Annotated in this window: 14 protein-coding genes; all 14 read left to right on the top strand. The window is 37.7% G+C overall.

Annotated elements, in window-relative coordinates; genetic code table 11:
• The first annotated feature begins 34 nt into the window (after window positions 1–34).
• The 14 genes from ACFSMW_RS16835 (at window position 35) to ACFSMW_RS16900 (ending at window position 19753) form a co-directional block, all read left to right on the top strand.
• Window positions 35–565 carry a hydantoinase B/oxoprolinase family protein gene (locus ACFSMW_RS16835; RefSeq protein ID WP_390357456.1) on the top strand — a complete coding sequence of 177 codons (531 nt, stop codon included), beginning with the start codon at window positions 35–37 and terminating at the stop codon, window positions 563–565.
• 441 nt (window positions 566–1006) lie between these two features.
• The gene (locus tag ACFSMW_RS16840; protein WP_390357457.1) at window positions 1007–2800 is read left to right on the top strand and encodes a sodium:solute symporter family protein; all 1794 of its coding nucleotides are present in this window, start codon (window positions 1007–1009) and stop codon (window positions 2798–2800) included.
• A gap of 55 nt (window positions 2801–2855) precedes the next feature.
• Window positions 2856–3857: a Gfo/Idh/MocA family protein gene (locus ACFSMW_RS16845; protein ID WP_390357458.1), complete on the top strand. Its 1002-nt coding sequence runs from the start codon at window positions 2856–2858 to the stop codon at window positions 3855–3857.
• 232 nt (window positions 3858–4089) lie between these two features.
• Entirely contained in the window at window positions 4090–4527 is a 438-nt protein-coding gene (locus ACFSMW_RS16850; RefSeq protein WP_390357459.1) for a MarR family winged helix-turn-helix transcriptional regulator, read from the top strand.
• Between the two features lie 4 nt (window positions 4528–4531).
• Window positions 4532–6070, top strand: coding sequence for an ABC transporter substrate-binding protein (locus ACFSMW_RS16855; RefSeq protein WP_390357460.1), 1539 nt, complete (start codon window positions 4532–4534; stop codon window positions 6068–6070).
• Window positions 6071–6112: 42 nt separating this feature from the next.
• Window positions 6113–7030 (top strand): ABC transporter permease, encoded by a 918-nt coding sequence (locus tag ACFSMW_RS16860; protein ID WP_390357461.1) that lies wholly within the window; start codon window positions 6113–6115, stop codon window positions 7028–7030.
• A gap of 47 nt (window positions 7031–7077) precedes the next feature.
• A complete protein-coding gene (locus ACFSMW_RS16865; protein ID WP_390357462.1) occupies window positions 7078–7941 on the top strand; it encodes an ABC transporter permease in 864 nt (287 codons plus the stop codon).
• 16 nt (window positions 7942–7957) lie between these two features.
• Entirely contained in the window at window positions 7958–8944 is a 987-nt protein-coding gene (locus ACFSMW_RS16870) for an ABC transporter ATP-binding protein (RefSeq protein WP_390357463.1), read from the top strand.
• The gene (locus tag ACFSMW_RS16875; protein ID WP_390357464.1) at window positions 8944–9951 is read left to right on the top strand and encodes an ABC transporter ATP-binding protein; all 1008 of its coding nucleotides are present in this window, start codon (window positions 8944–8946) and stop codon (window positions 9949–9951) included. The genes ACFSMW_RS16870 and ACFSMW_RS16875 overlap by 1 nt, the downstream gene beginning before the upstream one ends.
• A 4-nt stretch (window positions 9952–9955) precedes the next feature.
• Entirely contained in the window at window positions 9956–11107 is a 1152-nt protein-coding gene (locus tag ACFSMW_RS16880) for a M24 family metallopeptidase (RefSeq protein ID WP_390357465.1), read from the top strand.
• Window positions 11108–11546: 439 nt separating this feature from the next.
• Entirely contained in the window at window positions 11547–12275 is a 729-nt protein-coding gene (locus tag ACFSMW_RS16885) for a MurR/RpiR family transcriptional regulator (protein ID WP_390357466.1), read from the top strand.
• A 137-nt stretch (window positions 12276–12412) separates the two neighbouring features.
• Window positions 12413–14347 carry a PTS 2-O-a-mannosyl-D-glycerate transporter subunit IIABC gene (gene mngA, locus ACFSMW_RS16890; RefSeq protein WP_390357467.1) on the top strand — a complete coding sequence of 645 codons (1935 nt, stop codon included), beginning with the start codon at window positions 12413–12415 and terminating at the stop codon, window positions 14345–14347.
• Between the two features lie 40 nt (window positions 14348–14387).
• Window positions 14388–17000: a mannosylglycerate hydrolase gene (gene mngB, locus ACFSMW_RS16895; protein WP_390357468.1), complete on the top strand. Its 2613-nt coding sequence runs from the start codon at window positions 14388–14390 to the stop codon at window positions 16998–17000.
• 800 nt (window positions 17001–17800) lie between these two features.
• The gene (locus ACFSMW_RS16900) at window positions 17801–19753 is read left to right on the top strand and encodes a BglG family transcription antiterminator (RefSeq protein ID WP_390357469.1); all 1953 of its coding nucleotides are present in this window, start codon (window positions 17801–17803) and stop codon (window positions 19751–19753) included.
• Window positions 19754–19762 lie beyond the last annotated feature (9 nt).

Genomic DNA, 19762 nt, shown 5'->3' on the forward strand with positions numbered 1-19762 from the left:
GACTGAAAATTAAAAATTAAAGGAAGAATATGCAATGGAAAATAACACCATTTCATCTGAACAATTAGCAATCATGTCTAGCCGTATTGCAGGTATAGCTAAGCATATGACATATGTGCTGCAAAGCAGTGCTCGCTCTAGCATCATGAGTGGCTCCCGTGATTTTTCAACTGCTGTTTGTGATGGTAAAGGAGACGTTATTTCCTTGCCTGATGGATTGCCAGTACATGTTACAAACATGAGTGTAACAACGAAATCTTTTATCCAATATCATGGTGAAAATTTTAAAGAAGGAGATGCATATTTAAATAATTCACCTTATCACGGTAACACGCATATGGCCGATTACACTATATGTATACCTGTTTTTTATGAAGAGGAATTAATGTTTTATTGTACCATTCGAGGACATCAAGCCGATGTTGGAAATAGTATTCCAACGACTTACAATTTCAAAGCAAGAAATATATATGAAGAAGGCGCTCCATGTTTTCCTTGCGTTAAAATTCAGGAAAACTTAGGGTTGGTAGAGGTGGAAACAGTAATAATGCTGCGTGATATTTAATTGTAATTACGTCTTGTGTGGTCAGTGAGCAAACGCTCACCCGGCTTTAGAATTTATATATGCATCGGTATAATGATCAAAAATAAAAGAATATTTTACAATGTTTAAAATGTAACCATTTACATTTTGGTTATAATATTTTATACTTGTACCTACTGGTTATGAACAGTTTAAGATTAACACTTAAAATATCTTTTTACTATATAGGAGGGATTGCTTATAACACCTTATCAAGAATTAAAACATATGTGGTAATGACAACATTACCACATATTTAACATAGATTAGAAGAATAATTTTGGATGAATTTGAAATGGGTTTAATGGAAAATTGATGGACTTTATCCTTTAGTTAAAAATGCAATAAAACTATTTTTATAAGCGGTGGGGTTCGAAGCGGTTTACAAAACAAGCGATCAATTTTAAAGGAGGGGTTCTGAAATTGAGTATAGAAAACTGCATTGTCCTTGCTACGATGGGTGTCTATCTTTTGTTTATGCTGTGGATCGGTCGAAGAACTTCTCATAGTGTCAGTGATTTGGATAGTTATATACTGGCAGGCCGAAATTTATCTTGGCCAATGTTAGCAATGACATATCTTGCGACGGTTGCTAGCACAGTGCAACTATTGGGGCAGCCAGGCCTAGCGTATGACAACGGTTTTTCTTTATATTTTTGGGAAAAAATTGTGGTTATCACGGTGATTGTTTTACTCGTTGTTCCCCTTGCACGACGATTAAGAAAATTGGAAGTATCAACGATTGCAGATATAGCTTTAGCAAGATTTCCTGATAGCAAAAGAATACATTATATCTTGACAATAACGCAGGTTATATGGGGAATCTTTGTTGCAGCACTTTCAGTTTTTGGTGGTTCATTATTAGTAACAACAGTAACGGGTATCCCGTTGCCAATATCGTTAGTGATTATTGTCGGGGTTACTTTAGGTTACACAATACTGGGAGGACTAAGTGCTGTTGTAGTTACCGATGCAGCTCAATGGGGCATCATTATTTTAGGTTCTGCTATATTTCTACCCCTTTTATATATAGTAGCGGAACCGTTTACAACATTTTTTTCACAGTATGTTGGAACAGATGGCTTTTCTTTGACTCAGTTAGGTTCAGCTTCCAACATAAAGCCTGGTTTTACCGACATATACACTTTACCAGTCGCACCGCTAACCGCTATTGCTTTTTTAATAACATCTGGGAGTTTACCAGCAGTAGATCCCAGTTATGCGCAAAGACTCTTATCTGCTAGGAGTGAGCGTGAGGGGCAAAAGGGGTTATTCGTTTTTGGCATAGTTTATTTATTACTTATGACTTTAATCTTAACAGTTGGAATGTATGGTGCTGGACTAAGACCGCACCTTGAAAATCCCGATCAAATTTTACTGATTATGGCACAGGATTATCTGCCACTATTTGGTAAAGCACTATTTTTAACTGCTGTTGCAGCTGCAGCAATGTCGACTGTCTCATCTTACTTAAATGTTACAGCTGGATTAATAGTTAAAAATCTCATTCTTGAGTTAGTTCCTGATCTTTCACAGAAAAAACAAATTTTTTGGGCACGTATTTGCACAGTGATTGTTGCTGTAATAACCTTATCGTTTGCACCTATCGCCAGTAATGGGCTTGCCGTGGCAGCGGTTGCCGCACAGGTAATATTAATTGCTGCAATGGGCCCACTTATCTATTTAATATTGTTTTGGCGCAGACTTACTGAAAGGGCAGCTTTTTGGGGGACCCTTATAACAACTGTCGTAACGTTTGTATTAATGATTGTTGTTGGAGGGCCTAATGCTGCTGTATTAGGACCAGGGTTATTTGGACTTCCAGTGCAATTTTGGGGATTCATTGTTGCTGGCATTACCTTCGGAGGTTTGAGTTTTACAGAAGCATATTCTACAGTGAATCTTGCTCCAAAATTTCAATCGTTATTTAGTACCAAATCACAGCGCGTACGGATATCCAAGAAACCAATAATGATTGTTTGTACCATGTGGTTTGTATTATTTATTCCATGGGGATATATGAAAATCACTGGAACACAATTTGCATTTCCAGTTTTAAGTGGTAAGTTTTCGTTTTTTTCGGATGTTTTATTATTGGCAGCTGCGGCCATTGTTTTTGTTGTTAGTATTTATCTGATCATTTATTTAATAAAGTTTTTACGCGGCAATAAATATGAAGACGTAGATAATCAGGTGAAAAAACAACACATCAATTAATATTGCTTTGGATACTTTTTGATGAAAATAAAGAACAAGGAAGAAGGGAATACAAATGATTAAATTTGGGATAATTGGAATGGGAACCCGAGGGCAAATATATGCAGACACAATTGCCCAAAGTGGTTCAGCTGTCGTCTCAGCAATTACTGATATAAACAAGGAAAGTCTGGAAAAAAATATAAAGAAATACAAAACAAATGGGTACACAAATTTTGAAAACATGTTTGAACAAGAAGAACTTGATGCAGTTATTGTTGCTACTCCGGATTTTCTTCATAAAAATCCAGTTGTCATTGCTGCCAAAAGGGGAATCCATATAATGGTTGAAAAACCATTTTCCACAGATATTGCAGAAGCTACTGAAATGGCAACGGCAATTAAACAAGGGGGAGTCAAGTGTTTAGTTGGATTTGAAAACAGATGGAACAGTCCTTTTGTTGCGGTTAAAGAGGCAGTAGATAACAAAGATCTGGGGGAGATAATTACATTAAATAGTCGATTAAATGATACTATTTATGTACCAACGAAGATGCTCAAATGGTCGACAAATTCATCCCCGGGTTGGTTTTTATTATCACATTCTATTGATCTTGCATGCTGGTTAAAAAATATGAAACCAACAAAAGTTTTTGCTGTAGGAACTCGTAAAAAGCTAGTATCAATGGGAATTGATACTTATGATTCAATACAAGCAACTATTACCTTTTCAGACGATACTCATGCTACATTCACCTCCAGCTGGATATTGCCTGAATCCATGCCATTATTATATGACTTTAAATATGAAATAATTGGGGAGGATGGTAGCTTGTATGTGGACTTACAAGATCAAATGGTAAAAAAAGCTGGATTACGTTATGATCATGTACACACGCTTGGTACACCAATTAATGGAAAACTCACATCGGCACCAAGTCAAATGTTATTATCATTTATCGATAATATCCGCTATGATACAGAACCTGTCGCTGGCCCGGAAGCCGGATTATTAAATACGAGAATAGTCAGTGCATTGCATAAATCCATAGAAGAAAAAGAGATTCAAGAAATATAAGAAATGAAATCGAATTTTTTCATTTTAGGAAGAGCATTTCTAATTATTAGGTGCTCTTCTTTTTTTTTGTGATCACGTATTTTATTATAACAATTCCCGCAAAGTTGTTTAGCTATGAAATGTGAGTAAAAATAAATGCATGAAAAAGTAGAAGAACATCATAAGATAGTTGACATAAGCAACTAATACAACTATACTAATCACAAATATCTGAAAAAGGGAATTATATGAAATGACTGAAATTAGGGAAATCAAACGTTTTAATAGGTTTTATCTACGTATGATAGGTCTATTTTCCATGTACACAGATCAGAGTGCGTATACAACCAATGAGGCTATGATTTTATTTGAAATCCATTCAAGGGAGGGGGAATGCACAGCTTCTATACTGTCTAATTATTTTTTGTTGGATAAAGGACATATAAGCAGACTGTTGAAGAAATTTGAGAAAAAAAATCTTCTAACAAAAATTATCTCTAAGAAAGATCGCCGTATTCAGTATTTAAAATTAACGCCAAAAGGGTTGCAGGATTTAAATAGACTTATGAAACAAGCAGACGAGATTGTAGCAGGTATGATTCAAGATGTTGAACAAAACGAGCTTCATGAAATGATACAGGCTATGAAAAGGATAGAGAGCATTTTAAATAAAACTAGGAAAAGAGGATAAATATATGAAAAAGTATGTGCTGATGCTTTTATCAATTAGCTTATTAATCGCAATATCTGCTTGTACTGAAGGAACTAGCAAACCGGACGGCTCCTCAACTGATGGATCCAAAAAAGATAGCCTCGTTATCGGTTTTGAATCAGATGCTGCGACTCTAATAGCTAATTCAGATGTGAACTATGTAACGGATACACAGATCCGCAATATTTATGATCCTTTAATCGAGAGAGACAAAGAGACAGGTGAGTTTACACCAGTCCTTGCTGAGAAGTGGGGAAATATAGATAAAACGACTTGGCGTATCAAATTGAAAAAAGGTATCAAATTTCAAAACGGGGCAGATTTTGATGCTAATTCGGTAAAGTTTAGCATTGACTATATTCTTGATAAGAAAAACAACTCGGCCTATCGCTCAAGATGGGCTGATGTAAAAGAGGTCAAGGTAATTTCACCGGACGAAGTTAAGATTATAACAATAAAGCCGTTTCCTAGTTTGATCCAGAGAATTGCTGAGGATTTATTAATTATGGATCCTGGATATGTAAAAGAAGTAGGAACAGAAAAGGCGGCAAAGGAACCGATTGGCACTGGTCCGTATAAATTTATGAAATGGTCGCGCGACAATTATCTTAAGCTTGAGGCTTTCAACGATTATTGGCAAGGAAAACCCAAAATTAAAAACTTAGAATTTCGTTACATACCTGAATTTAGTTCAAGATTGTCTGCTTTCTTAAGTGGAGAAATTGATATGTTCAAAAATATTCCTGTGGACTCTGTTGAAAAGGTAAAAAGTGGCGACAATGCAACAGTTGAAGAAATCGCTTCATCCAGGGTTAACTACTTGGCATTAAATACTTTCCATGACGGACCCTTGAAAGATGAAAAGATTCGCCAAGCGATCAATTATGCAGTAAATGTCGATGAACTTTTGGAATCTATTCTGAACGGACATGGTACAAAAATGACGGGGCCATTGTCAGAATTGAATGCTGAATACGTGAAAACAGATGACTATGGTTATGACCCGGATAAGGCATTAAAGCTTATTAAAGAAGCAGGATATGATCCAAAATCTCTTAAACTGACCCTTGATACGCCGAGTGGCCGTTATCCAATGGATTCTCAAGTTGCACAAGGTATAGCATCACAGCTAAAAGAAATCGGCATACAAGTTGATGTCAAAGTGAATGAATGGGGAGCACACTTAGAAAAGATCCAGAACCGAAAAATGGGAGATATGTTCATTCTGGGGTGGGGGCCAGCATTCGACGCACAGTCTACAATTGAAAATTTATTTACAAAAGTGGCCCCATATAGCAGTTTTTATGACAAAGGGATAGAGAAAAGTATTTATCAAACAAACCAATTATTTGATAAAGATAAAAGATTTGATGGTTATGCAAAAATTCAAAAGGAATTGGTACAAAAGGCTGCTTGGGTACCACTTTGGCAGCAAGCAGACTTATATGCGGTACGCAGTAATCTAAATTTTAAACCACGGGTTGATGAGAAGATGCAGGCTTTTGAGATGTCCTGGAAATAAGAAAAAAAGTTTTACAAAGCTGAATTGCGGAGGGGGCCTTTCATGTTTGATTTTATCATTAAAAGGTTCTTACAGGTAATTATCGTAGTTTTTTTGGCACTCACTGTAGTTTTTTTCCTGATAAGACTGTCAGGGGATCCTACGACTTTGTTTTTGCCGCCGGATGCACCAAAAGAGCAGATAGTGGAGTATCAAGAACTTTTAGGTTTTAATCGACCACTATATGTCCAGTATGGAGATTTTATAATCCACGCTGTCCAAGGAGATTTTGGTCAATCTCTTAGAAGTAAGGAAGATGCCTTGGGGATAGTAATTGAACGTTTGCCGGCAACTTTTCAGCTTGCGTTCACCGCGCTTGTGTTAGCTTTGATTGTAGCAATACCGCTGGGTGTTTTATCAGCATATAAAAGAAACACTGTATTCGACAAACTCGGTGTGGGATTAACAATTGTTGGACAGGCGATTCCTAGTTTCTGGCTGGGCTTAATATTAATTTATTTGTTTGCCGCCCAACTGAAGATGCTTCCTTCCGGTGGCGGGGGGACACCGTTGCACATGATTCTACCTACTATAACATTAGCAGCCTATAGTATCGCTAGGTTTACACGGTTCACCAGATCTGCGATGCTCGATGTTTTGAGAAAAGACTATATTCGTACTGCCAAATCATCGGGCGTTCCCACGACCAGGTTAATCATGCGATATGCATTAAAGAATTCGCTTATTCCGATTATCACATTAGTTGCATTGGATTTAGGTGTACTGTTAGGCGGTGCCGTGATAACAGAAGTGGTGTTTTCTTGGCCGGGAATTGGCAGGCTGCTTATGCAGTCTTTGATGAATCGGGATTTTCCAATTGTCCTTGCAGGTGTGTTTATTATTGCTACCATTTATGCAGTAATAAATTTTATTGCCGATGTGCTATACGCTTATGTTAACCCTCAAATCAGAGTGAAGTAGGTGAGAATATGTCTTCAGGTAATGCAGAAGAAGTTTTTAAACATCATTTGGTTAAAGAAAAAAAGCAATCGAGCATAGAAATTTTTTTTTCAAGATTAGTTAGAAGCTGGACCGGAATGCTGGGTCTTCTTATCATAATTGTTTTATTGATTATAAGTATTTTTGGGCAGTGGATGACCCCCTTTGATCCCCTGCATGCGGAGTTTAGCAATAAACTTTTACCCCCCATGACTGATGGTCATTTGTTGGGTACAGATCAACTGGGGAGAGATATTTTTTCCAGAATTATCGGAGGAGCAAAGGTATCCGTAATTATCGGGGTTTCAACAGTGTTTATAGCAGGATTGATTGGTACTGCCGTCGGGATTATTGCTGGGTTTTTTAGAGGTTGGATTGACGTTATTTTAATGCGTATTGTAGATGTTCAGCTTAGTTTCCCTTTTATCCTTTTGGTTTTGGTGATAAATGCGGTAATAGGAACAGGTTTGCGAAATATCGTTATTTCGCTAGCTATTGGAGGCTGGGTTATTTTCGCCCGTGTAATTAGAAGTGAGGTGCTGGCAATACGTGAGAAGGAATTTATCACAGCTTGTATTGCTACTGGTGTCACCAGACTGGAAATCCTTGTTAAACATATTGTTCCCAGTTTATTTACACCAATGATCATTTTAGGATCCTTGCAAATAGGAACTTATATTATTGCGGAAGCGTCTGTCAGTTTTCTGGGATTTGGTGTGCAGCCGCCGATACCGGCATGGGGAAATATGTTGAATGAAGGGAAAGATTATATCTTTAGCTCTTGGTGGCTAATCACTTTCCCGGGTTTGGCCATCATCATTACTACGCTTGGTGTTAATCTCTTTGGGGATTGGTTGCGGGATACCTTGGATCCGGAACTTAAAGGGGAATGAATGGGGAGGGGAGTTTATGAGTGATACGATCTTGGAAATCAAGGATTTAACTGTTCAATTTAAAAGCGGAAAAGAATATGTCCAACCCGTTCGAGGTATTAATTTTGAGTTGAAAAAGGGAGAAATACTGGGTGTAGTCGGTGAATCTGGGAGCGGCAAAAGCGTAACATCCCTGGCTATAATGGGATTGCTTCCGGATAAGACAAGTGAAATTGTGAATGGAGAAGTGTCATTTCGTGGTAAGGACCTAACAAAATTGAAGGAAAAGGAATACAGAAAGATCAGGGGCAATGATATTTCGATGATTTTCCAGGAACCTATGACCTCATTGAATCCTGTGTTTACGATTGGAGAACAGTTGAGCGAGCCACTAAGGCAACACAGGAAAATGTCAAAAAACGAAATTCAATCTAAGATTGTCTCTATGTTAAAGCAGGTTGGCATACCAAGAGCTGAGCAAATTATAAACGAATATCCGCATCAATTATCTGGAGGGATGAGACAACGTGTAATGATTTCACTCGCATTATTATGTCAGCCGAAGTTGATGATTGCTGATGAGCCTACCACTGCGCTTGATGTTACGATACAAGCACAAATACTGAGGTTGATGAAAGAGATTAAGAATAATCATGATATGAGTCTATTATTCATCACACATGATTTGGGAGTTGTTGCTGAAATGTGTGATCGTGTAGTTGTCATGTATGCCGGTGAAATCGTTGAATTGGCAGAGGTAAACGAGATGTTTGATAACCCTTTGCACCCTTACACAAAGGGACTGATTAATTCGTTACCATCGAAAAATACCCGCAAGAAAAGGCTTTATTCCATAGATGGTCAGGTTCCAAAACCTAATACAGTTAACAAAGGATGTATTTTTGCAAGCAGATGTCCCATGTCATTTGCCAAATGCTTTGAAAAGACCCCACCTTCATTCAAGAAAGGGGATCATATGAGTAAATGTTGGCTGCAAGAAACGGCTGAAGGGGGGAGGGTATAGTGGATTCCAATACATTGCTTGGAGTTAAGAATCTTAAGAAGCATTATGAAATTGCCCAGGGAATGTTTAAGCCAAATATCATCGTTCGCGCCGTGGATGACATCAGTTTTTCGGTAAACAGGGGTGAAACTTTTGCACTTGTGGGGGAATCCGGGTGTGGCAAATCGACAACTGGAAAAACAATTTTGAGGCTGACAGAACCGACAGCTGGTGAAATAACATTTAACGGTGAACACGTTGAGAAATTGCCCTATCGAAGACTCCGGGCATTGCGAAAGCGAATGCAGATGGTGTTTCAAGACCCGTATGCTTCTCTCGATCCCAAAAAAACAATCAAACAGATATTAATGGAACCATTACGTGTTCACAAACAATTTGCAGAAAAGGAACGATTGCAAAAAATAATCACTATGCTTGAAATTATCGGTATGTCGGAGGCCTATTTAAATCGTTACCCTCATGAGTTTTCGGGTGGACAGCGTCAAAGAATCGGTATAGCACGAGCTGTTATTTTACAACCAGACTTCATTATTGCAGATGAGCCAGTATCCGCATTGGATGTGTCCGTACAATCACAGGTAATTAATCTGATGTTGGATTTGCAAAAAGAGTTTGGTTTGACATACTTATTTATTTCACATGATTTAAGTGTGATTGAACATATGACAGATAGAGTCGCAGTTATGTATTTAGGAAAAATTGTAGAAGTTGCTAAAACAGAAGATTTATTCGAAGCACCAAAACACCCTTACACGAAAGCACTGATATCGGCTGTTCCAATCTCTCACCCTGCAGAGAAGAAGGATCGTATTGTGCTTACAGGAGATGTCCCGAGCCCGGTGGACCCACCAAAGGGGTGTGCCTTTCATACCAGGTGTCCGTATGCTTTGGAAATTTGCCGTAATAATGTCCCAGAGCAAACAATCTTTGACAATGGCCACACGGTAAATTGCCATTTATTTAATAATAAGGAGGAAGAAAATTATGCTACTATCCATTCCCATTGATGAATTGAAAGAGCGTCAAAGAAAGTTTTTTAACAGGCTGTCAGAAAGGAACTGCAATGCCTCTGTCATTTTTAGCACAACAGATATTTTTTATTTAACAGGATTTCATTTTCATTCCACAGAACGACCTATTGGGTTGTTAACTGACCCGGAGCAAAGGGTTCACCTATTCGTTCCTGCCCTGGAGCATGAGCATTCAGAAGAATATGGAACAGTAGATTTTGTGCATTCTTATCCAGAATATCCTGGCACTAAACATCCTATGGAATATTTGCAAGAGATACTGAAAAACTATCATTTTAACGATAAAAATATTGGTTATGATTCAATGGGGTATGGCTCGCCAATGGGGTATAGGGGGCCGTCAATCGACCAGCTAATAAATGCAAAGCAATTTATTTCGCTGCATGGTGTGATTGAAGAAATGCGATTTGTTAAATCATCAAATGAGGTTGAACTTATCAAAGAATCATGTCGCTGGGGTAATTTAGCACACAGGCTTTTACAAAAATATACTAAAGTTGGTTTAAGTGAAATAGAAATCACAAGTAAGGCTTCTTCCGAAGCGACAATGGCCATGATTGAAACCCTGGGTCCTGAGTATAAGCCACATGGTCAAACGGCATATGCACTTTTCAGGGGACAAGTTGGTCCAGAGTCTGCATTCCCACATGCAGTTACTCAAAATATTGTAATGTCAAAAGGTGATACATTAGTTACTGGTGCAGCGGCGGATGTATTTGGCTACCATAGCGAATTGGAGAGAACCATGTTCGTAGAAGAGGTTTCCAAAGAGCAGGAAAAATATTTTAATTATATGTATGAAGCACAGAAAGTTGCTTTTTCAGCGATTAAACCAGGAAAGACATACGCTTCTGTGGAAAAAGCGGTGCAGACATACTTTGAAATGGAAGGGATAACCGATTTAACCAGACACCATACAGGCCACAATATTGGTTTGCTCGGACACGAGGCCCCGTTTTTTGATTTAGGAGATAAAACTCTACTTGAACCCGGAATGGTTGTAACAGTTGAACCGGGGATATATGTAAAAGGAATCGGTGGATTTAGGCATTCTGATACAGTACTGGTTACCAGCGATGGAATTGAGATGCTAACATATTATCCTAGTGATTTAGAATCGCTTATTTGCTAGTGAGAAAACAATAAAGAAGCGATATGCCCTTGTTGGGGTATATCGTTTCTTTACTGTTTTCTTATTTAATAATGGAAAATTGAAAGGCGTTGTAGATAGATATGAACGTGTTTCCTCTTATCCACTCTATAACATATGGGGTGTTAGAAATCACGGTCTAAACTACTAACATCCTGACGCTGCCATACCGAGTCCAATTTTTGGCGAATTCCTTTAAGCTGCTCTTTCTAACGAACATGGACATACCAATCGCACAACATTTGCCATAAATACGGAAATGCCATGATAAGTGATTAGGAAAGTTACCCCCTTATCGATAAATTTGTATTTGCATGCACCGAACTTAGAGCTATTAATATTTGTTTTGCTAGTCCAATTAGTAACGATAGTGAAAATAATTGGTATTTTGCTATAATATAATAGGATAGAGGTGGGGAACATGCATTTTGATGAAAGAATTCGGAAGTTCGAATACAAATTCAATGATACTGATGATCAGGTTATTGAATACATTTTGGAACATAGGTCTGAAATTTCTAATATATCTATTCAAAATTTAGCGAATAAATTGTACACGGTTCCAAATACAATTATGCGATTATCAAAGAAGTTAGGCTACCGTGGTTTCTCTCATCTTAAGACTAGTTTAAAAGATGAGTTTGAAAGCAGAGATATCCAGAAAAAAAACAGTACCTATCACCATGTCCAGAAAACATTTGAACTCATTGACGAGGAACTGATGGTCACAGTAGCAAAGCTAATAAAAGAAGCTAAACATGTTCTCTTTTTTGCGGTAGGTGACAATGCTGATCTGTGCAATATTATTGTTAATAACCTTAGAGTGGCAAAAAAAGAATCTCACTTTTTCTTACACCGCCATGAAAATTTGCGTCAAATTCAAGGTATGGGGAAGAAAGACATATTATTTTTAATTAGTTTATCCGGAAAGACTCCGCAAGTTCTAGAAATGGCGAGAGAAGCCAAACGGCAAGGAGTCCAACTCGTATCATTGACTCATTTTGATCAGAATCCGCTTCAGCGATTTGCTTCAATTAATTTATATTGTTACTCGCCCAAAAAAGAGATGAACGGTTATAATGTAACAGATCATACTCCGATTATGATTGTATTGCAAACACTGTCTCAAACTTATTGGAGACATTTTTAAAAGAGTGAAAAAATACACAGAAATTTAGAAAAAACTATAAAATGTGTTTACAAATAAGAAGAATCCGTTCTTCTTATTTTATTTTGTTATTCTTGTATCAGACATTGAAAACACTTACATGGAGAAGGTGATCATTTATGGAACTGAAAAAATTAACCTCACCTAGTTTAATTAGTGTTGGTAATGATTTCAAATCAAAAGATGAAGTCATCCAGGCTCTGGTCAAGCAATTAAATAATGCTGGGAAACTATATTCAGAGGAAGAATTTCTTCAGGCAGTTTATGAACGGGAGAAACTAACTCCTACAGGTTTTGAAGGGGGACTAGCAATCCCACACGGGAAGTCTAGTGCAGTAAAAGAAGCGTCTTTTGCGGTAGCAACCATAAAAAGCCCATTGGAGAACTGGGGAAGTGTAAATCCAAATAATAAGGTTCAATTAGTTTTTCTTTTGGCAATCCCCGAGAAAGAAGGAGGGGATACTCACCTTAGTTTGTTGTCTGAATTGGTTACAAGGCTGACGGATAGCACATATAAAAAGAATCTTATCTGTGCAAGGGATAATATAGAATTATTTGAAAAATTGGATGTTGTTGAAAAAGAAAAAAACGTTCACTTGGCAAAAAAGAATTCGGATAAAATCATTTTGGCAGTTACTGCCTGCCCGGCTGGCATTGCCCATACGTATATGGCAGCGGAAGAATTAGCGAAGGCTGGTAATGAGCTAGGTGTAGATGTTTTTGTTGAAAAACAAGGTGCGAATGGTGTTGAGGATCGACATACAATTGAACATTTAAAATTAGCAGATGCTGTGATTTTTGCCAATGATGTGGCAATAAAAGACGAGGATCGTTTTGTACATCTACCTATAGTAAAAACTTCCGTTGCTTCACCAATAAGAAATGCGAAAGAAGTGGTAAAGGAAGCGATAAAAAAATCTGAATCTCAACCAAAGAAGGAATATAAATCAACGAATCAAGATAAATCCAGTCAAGGAGATGGCGGCAAGGCTAAAACTGGAACAGAAATAAAGAATTCGCTGCTGACAGGTATCTCCTACATGATACCAATTATCATTGCCGGCGGGATGACACTCGCAGCAGCAGTATTTATTTCCCAAGCTTTTGGACTACAGGGGCTTTATGATACGGAGGGGTCATGGCTTTGGCTATTAAGACAGCTTGGCGGTGGACTCCTTGGCCAGCTTATGGTTCCGGTTCTGGCTGCATATATGGCTTATTCTATTGCAGATAAACCAGCTTTAGGACCAGGCTTTGCAGCTGGCCTAGCTGCCAATTTAATTGGAAGCGGGTTTTTAGGTGGTATGATTGGTGGTTTGCTGGCTGGTTACTTCCTTAGATGGTTAAAAAAGACAGTAAAACCAACAGGGACATTTGCGGGGTTTGTAAGTTTTTGGGTATATCCAGTAGTTGGGACGCTTGTTGTTGGCTCGGTAATGCTGTTTATATTTGGTGAGCCTCTTGCTTGGATCAATGAAAGTTTGACAAATTGGCTGAATAACTTATCTGGCACTACCAATGCCCTTCTACTAGGAGCAATTATCGGTGGTATGGTTTCCTTCGACTTGGGGGGACCTGTGAACAAAGCAGCGTATGCTTTTTGTCTTGGTGCAATGGCGAATGGCAATTTTATTCCATATGCTACTTTTGCATCCGTGAAAATGGTTTCAGCTTTTTCTGTGACAGGGGCAATAATGTTCGGAAAGCAATATTTCAATAAACAAGAACAAGAGATTGGGAAGCAAACATGGATATTGGGGTTAGCTGGAATTACAGAAGGTGCTATACCATTTGCCGTTGGTGATCCGTTTCGGGTAATCCCATCTTTAATTGTGGGGTCTGCGGTTACTGGTGCAATTGTTGCGTTCTTAGGCGTAGGGCTGGATGTACCTGGTGCTGGTATCTTCTCATTGGCGTTGTTGGAAGGACAACCCATTTTACTAGCAGGAGTTATTTGGTTCGGGGCAGCAATCATCGGGGCGCTAATTTCTATGTTTTTATTAATTGTTACAAGAAAAGGAAAGCTGAGAAAACAAGGTATTCAAGCTAGATGAATGAAAAAATTGATCATTGTGTTACAGGAGTGTTTAAAATATGAAAAAAGTTCACATCGTACCACACATGCATTGGGATAGAGAGTGGTATTTTTCAACAGAAGAATCTCGAATTCTACTTGTAAATAACATGGAAGAAATTATAGATATGTTAGAAAACAACCCCGATTATCCATACTATGTTTTGGATGGACAAACATCTGTTTTAGAAGATTATTTTGCAGTTAAACCGGAGAATAAGAATCGTGTTAAAAACTTAGTTCAAAAAGGGAAGCTTATTATCGGGCCATGGTATACGCAAACTGATGAAATGGTTGTTGGTGGTGAATCAATTGTACGTAACTTACTGTATGGAATAAAAGATAGTGAGGAATTGGGCAATCCTATGAGGATTGGGTATCTACCTGATTCTTTTGGGCAATCTTCACAAATGCCACAAATCTTAAATGGCTTTGATATAAAGTATTCTATTTTTTGGCGAGGAACATCTGAACGTCATGGAACTGATAAAACGGAATTCTATTGGGAAAGCGGTGATGGTTCAAAAGTTCTTGTTCAATTATTTCCGCTTGGATATGCCATTGGAAAATACCTGCCAGAAGATGAAGAAGAACTTCAAAAAAGAATGAATAAATATTTCCGGGTGCTCGATCAGGGTGCAACGACTGACCACATCATTATCCCGAACGGTCATGACCAAATGCCAATACAGAAAAACATTTTCAGGATTATTGAAAAACTAAAAAGTTTATACCCAGGTCGTGAATTTTTTCTTAGTAAGTATGAAAATATATTTAAGGAATTAGAGAAGAATGAGTCGTTGCCGACCATTAAAGGTGAATTTTTAGATGGGAAATACATGCGAGTTCATAGAAGTATTTATTCCACCAGAATGGATATTAAAGCTAAGAATACAAGAGTAGAGAATAAAATAACTAATATTTTGGAGCCTTTGGCCTCAATAGCTTATCGATTGGGGTTTGAATATCATCATGGATTGATTGAGTTAATCTGGAAAGAGATTATGAAAAATCATGCACATGACAGTATAGGTTGTTGCTGTTCAGATAAAGTTCATCGAGAGATTATTAATAGATTATACCTTGCAGAAGAAAAGACAGACCAGTTGATTGCGTTCTATAAAAGAAAAATTACTGATTCTATTCAAACGGATAGGAATGAAGATCGTCTGACTGCGTTTAATTTGCTTCCTTATGATCGAAAGGAGGTAATTACAACAACTGTTGTTACCAAACTCCCTTCTTTCAAATTGGAGGACCATAATGGTAAAGAAATTGATTTTAAAGTTTTGGAAAAAGAGGAAATAGATCCTGGTCTTATTGATCGTCAGATTGTGCACTATGGAAACTATAAACCTTTTAATAAATTTAGTATTCAGTTGAAAGATACGGTTCCTGCGATGGGATATAAAACGTATTTTGTTATCGGCGCAGAAAGCAATGTGGATCATACGATTGAAGACAATAACTCTATTGAAACTGAACACTATCTTGTATCAGTGAATACAAATGGTACATTGAAGATAACTGATAAGCAAAATTGTAAAGTCTTTGATCAAGTACTTTTATTGGAAAATGGTGGTGATGATGGCGATGAGTACGACTATTCCCCGCTATCAAATGAAAAGATAATTTCCAATAACGATGCTCATGTGGAAGTAAAAAAAAGCCAGAATCAATTTACAGCGAAAATTGAGATCAAAGTTAAATTAGAGATACCCAGTAATTTGGAAAAAAGGAAAATAAATAAAAAGGATAGTTCTGTAGTTGTAACGTGGAATATAACTATCCCGAACCATCAGCCATTAATTAAAATAAAAGCAGCTATTGAAAATGATGCAAAGGATCATCGTTTACGTACGTGGATTCCCACAGGAATTGCTTCCAAATTCTCGGTTGCTGATAATCAATTTGGTCTCATTAAACGCCATGTCGTAGACCCGGCCATGCGTTATTGGGAAGAGGAAGGCTGGGAGGAACGTCCAGATTCGATCTATCCTATGCTTTCTTTTGTAGGGCTATTTGATGATGAGCATGGTATTAGTGTTTTGACAAACAGTACAAGAGAGTACGAAATTCTTGGTGATAACCATGATACTATCGCTGTAACTCTATTCCGCAGTGTTGGAATTCTGGGGAAAGAAAATTTAACACGCAGACCTGGAAGGCCTTCCGGAATTGGACTTGCGACTCCAGGTTCTCAAATGATAGGTAAACTGGAATTGGAGTTTGCCATAACGACGCATAAGGGATCTATTACAAAGTCAAAAGTTAGCCGTATCGCAAAAGAATATACAACTGAAATCCAGACGTATAATAAAATACCATACAATGCGATGAAGTTAAACCCTTCCGGAATTAACACGCCTGCGAGTTTTAGCCTTTTAAGAGAAATGAATAGTGATACTGTATTAAGTGTATTAAAGAAAGCAGAAAAAGAGGATGAGCTCGTCTTAAGGATATATAATCCAAGTGAGCAAGGGGTTGAATGCTCATTTGAACTTCAAGATTCCTTCCATAAAAGTTCTGAGGGGAATTTGAACGAAATGCCCATTTCATCGGTAAACGTAGAAGACAGCAAAATTGGAGTTTCCATGAAAAGAAATCAAGTTAAGACATTGCTAATTAAATAACCACGGGTGTCCCCTTCGGTATACACTGAGAGTATGTACTGGAGGGGATACATTGTTTTTGTAAGAGCGAGAATACTGTGCCCTTTATTTAACATCTCCCCAGCAATAAGTCCGCAATTTTGAGGACTTATTGCTATATTTTTGTCTTTTAAAGGCGTTCCACTCCTCGTAGAACAAGGTCGAGGCAGGGCTACTACGGTTATGGGCTATGAATGTACAATTTATTAATTGGCGCTGCAACAGACCATGGCTTTTACTGCTGATTATTTTCAATGCTGACTAATATCCTCTTTGGGAAATATTCAAAAATTTTGACTGGTGTAGCCAGCTCTTTGTGAATTTCTAACTCGTTTATAATACTCCCCTTACAGTAAGACAGATAAGTACATCGTATTGTAACGTAAAAAATATAACACTGAACCAGGCAAAAATTAACAATCAAAAGAACTTGCCAGTTATCCCGAATCAATCTACTGTATTAGGTGCAAACGAAACAGTGTGGTTGAAAGGAATTTAGATATGCTCGAAAAACAATTTATTTGGATTGGTGTGGCTTAACCAGGGGTAGCCATGAAGGCTGAAATGCTAATAAAGTGAAAGTTAGTGTCCTCCTCTTTGAGATTCGTTACTTCTTTTATCCCCGTAATGAACCCCTGCTTAATTCGTCTACTAGGGTGCCCTTTCTTAGCTTCTCAACCTTCAAATTGTTGTGCAATTTTTCGTAATGAAATACGAAGCCTTTTACATATCCTCAAATATAAAGTAAACGTTTACAATAATGAGCAGGGAGGCGGAAATACTTGTTGAACCTTCGCCAACGAAACATTGTCACTTATTTAATTGAAAAACAGCAATACGTCACCATTAAAGAGCTAGCCAGTTTTTTTGGAGTTAGCGCAAGAAGTATTCAATATGATTTGGAGAAGGTGACGGATTACGTTACAGAAGGAGGCGGTGAGCTAAACCGTGACAAAAAGAATGGCGTGCAATTAAGTGCATCTGATACCTTGAAGAAATCTTTCTGGCTTCAGTCGCTGAAGCCAGCTTATGACAAACATTACTCACCCCAAGAAAGACATGACCAAATTTTAAAATACTTATTCGAAAGTTTTAAGCCGATGAGTAAAAATCGTTTTTCTGAACTTTTATATGTATCCCGCAGGACAATTGTCGAGGATATGAAAGGGGTGGAAAAATGGTTGCGTGAAAGAAATTTAAACCTGGCCTATATACAAAACAAAGGATATATCATTGAAGGTTCCGAACAAAGCTTTAGACAGGCGTATGTTGAAGTAATATCCAGTCACCATAATCTTGAAAACCTCCCGGATAATCTGACTGTTTTAACAGACAAAGAATACTTGGAAATTGATGGTTCTGTTAAAAAAGTGCTAACGAAACTAAACCACCATTTGGTCCAGTCCTCAAAGGATGGTTTAATTTATCACATAGCCATCACGATTCACCGGCTAAGGAATGGTTATCAAATCAGCATGCCACCAAATGAACTGCTGAAGCTTGAAAAGGAAATGGAATTTCAAATTGCTAAAGAAATAAAACAAGAAATAGAAAGAAATTTTGATATTAGTCTTCCTATGGCGGAAATTGGTTATATTACGCTGCACCTATTAGGAGCAAAAAAGGCAACGGTTGAGGATACAACTGATTTTGCAGAATACTCGCTCCTTATAAGCACTATAAATCGTTTTATTGAAAAAGTTAGTCTTCAATTCGGTGTGGATTTAACGCACGACGAATTACTGAAAAAAAGTCTTCTTGTTCATCTCAGACCAGCAATATATCGAATGCAGTTTCACTTGCGTAATAAGAACCCGTTGAGAGAAGAAATTCATCAGCGTTATCCCGATATAGTTGCAGCAGTTAGCTTACATATTGGGGTGATAGAGCATGAATTTAAAGTCATGTTTAATGAAGACGAAAAAGCTTATATCGCACTTCATATTGGCTCGGCTATCGAAAGAAAAATGGAATATAGGGATCGGAAAATAAGGGCAGTGCTTGTTTGTGCCAGCGGTGTTGGAACTTCCCAGTTACTAAAAAGCCGAATTGAACGTTTTTATAGAGATATCGATGTTGTAACTGTTTGTTCCGTATATGAACTGCAGGATGAGAATCTGCGAAAAAATCAAATTGACTGGATTATTTCTACAGTTTCCATATCAGATATAAAGATTCCTGTCATCCTGGTTAGTCCATTTTTAGTAAAAGAAGATAGAAAGAAGATAGGAAGAAAACTGGAAATAGAAAGGGAAAAAGCAAATCAATCTGATCAAGCGGAATTAAACTTGAATGAATTATTGCCGGAAAAAAGGATCCTATGGGAAGTTGAGGAGAAAGATTGGGAAGAATCTATTAAAAAGGCAGTAAACTTGTTGGAAAGAGACAACATTGTAACCGATCACTACCTAACTGCTATATTGAACTTATTCAAGGAAAAAGGTCCTTACATGATAATTGGTAAAGGCCTGGCGATGCCGCATGCAGGTCCCAAAGATGGTGTGAACCAGCCAGGCATCAGTTTTATACAGTTGAAAAATCCAGTTTGCTTTCACCATCCAAAGTATGACCCTATTAGATATGTGGTTTGTTTGGCTACTACGGATGCAGAAATTCATTTGAACGCACTTCGGCAGTTGTCAGAATTGCTTATGAGTAAAACCAATATGAAGGAGATTGCAGCTGGCGGAAAAACAGAACTTATTAGATTGGTCAATAAGGTAAGTAAAATGTAGCGATGAAGG

It is taken from the genome of Tigheibacillus halophilus, from assembly GCF_042683165.1.
GTDB classification, from domain to species: domain Bacteria; phylum Bacillota; class Bacilli; order Bacillales; family Amphibacillaceae; genus Tigheibacillus; species Tigheibacillus halophilus.

What these genes read in the sequence shown, in the direction of transcription:
- ACFSMW_RS16835 (WP_390357456.1), top strand. Translation starts at nt 35, where the DNA reads ATGGAAAATAACACCATTTCATCTGAACAATTAGCAATCATGTCTAGC.
- ACFSMW_RS16845 (WP_390357458.1), top strand. Translation starts at nt 2,856, where the DNA reads ATGATTAAATTTGGGATAATTGGAATGGGAACCCGAGGGCAAATATAT.
- ACFSMW_RS16850 (WP_390357459.1), top strand. Translation starts at nt 4,090, where the DNA reads ATGACTGAAATTAGGGAAATCAAACGTTTTAATAGGTTTTATCTACGT.
- ACFSMW_RS16855 (WP_390357460.1), top strand. Translation starts at nt 4,532, where the DNA reads ATGAAAAAGTATGTGCTGATGCTTTTATCAATTAGCTTATTAATCGCA.
- ACFSMW_RS16860 (WP_390357461.1), top strand. Translation starts at nt 6,113, where the DNA reads ATGTTTGATTTTATCATTAAAAGGTTCTTACAGGTAATTATCGTAGTT.
- ACFSMW_RS16870 (WP_390357463.1), top strand. Translation starts at nt 7,958, where the DNA reads ATGAGTGATACGATCTTGGAAATCAAGGATTTAACTGTTCAATTTAAA.
- ACFSMW_RS16885 (WP_390357466.1), top strand. Translation starts at nt 11,547, where the DNA reads ATGCATTTTGATGAAAGAATTCGGAAGTTCGAATACAAATTCAATGAT.
- mngA (WP_390357467.1), top strand. Translation starts at nt 12,413, where the DNA reads ATGGAACTGAAAAAATTAACCTCACCTAGTTTAATTAGTGTTGGTAAT.
- mngB (WP_390357468.1), top strand. Translation starts at nt 14,388, where the DNA reads ATGAAAAAAGTTCACATCGTACCACACATGCATTGGGATAGAGAGTGG.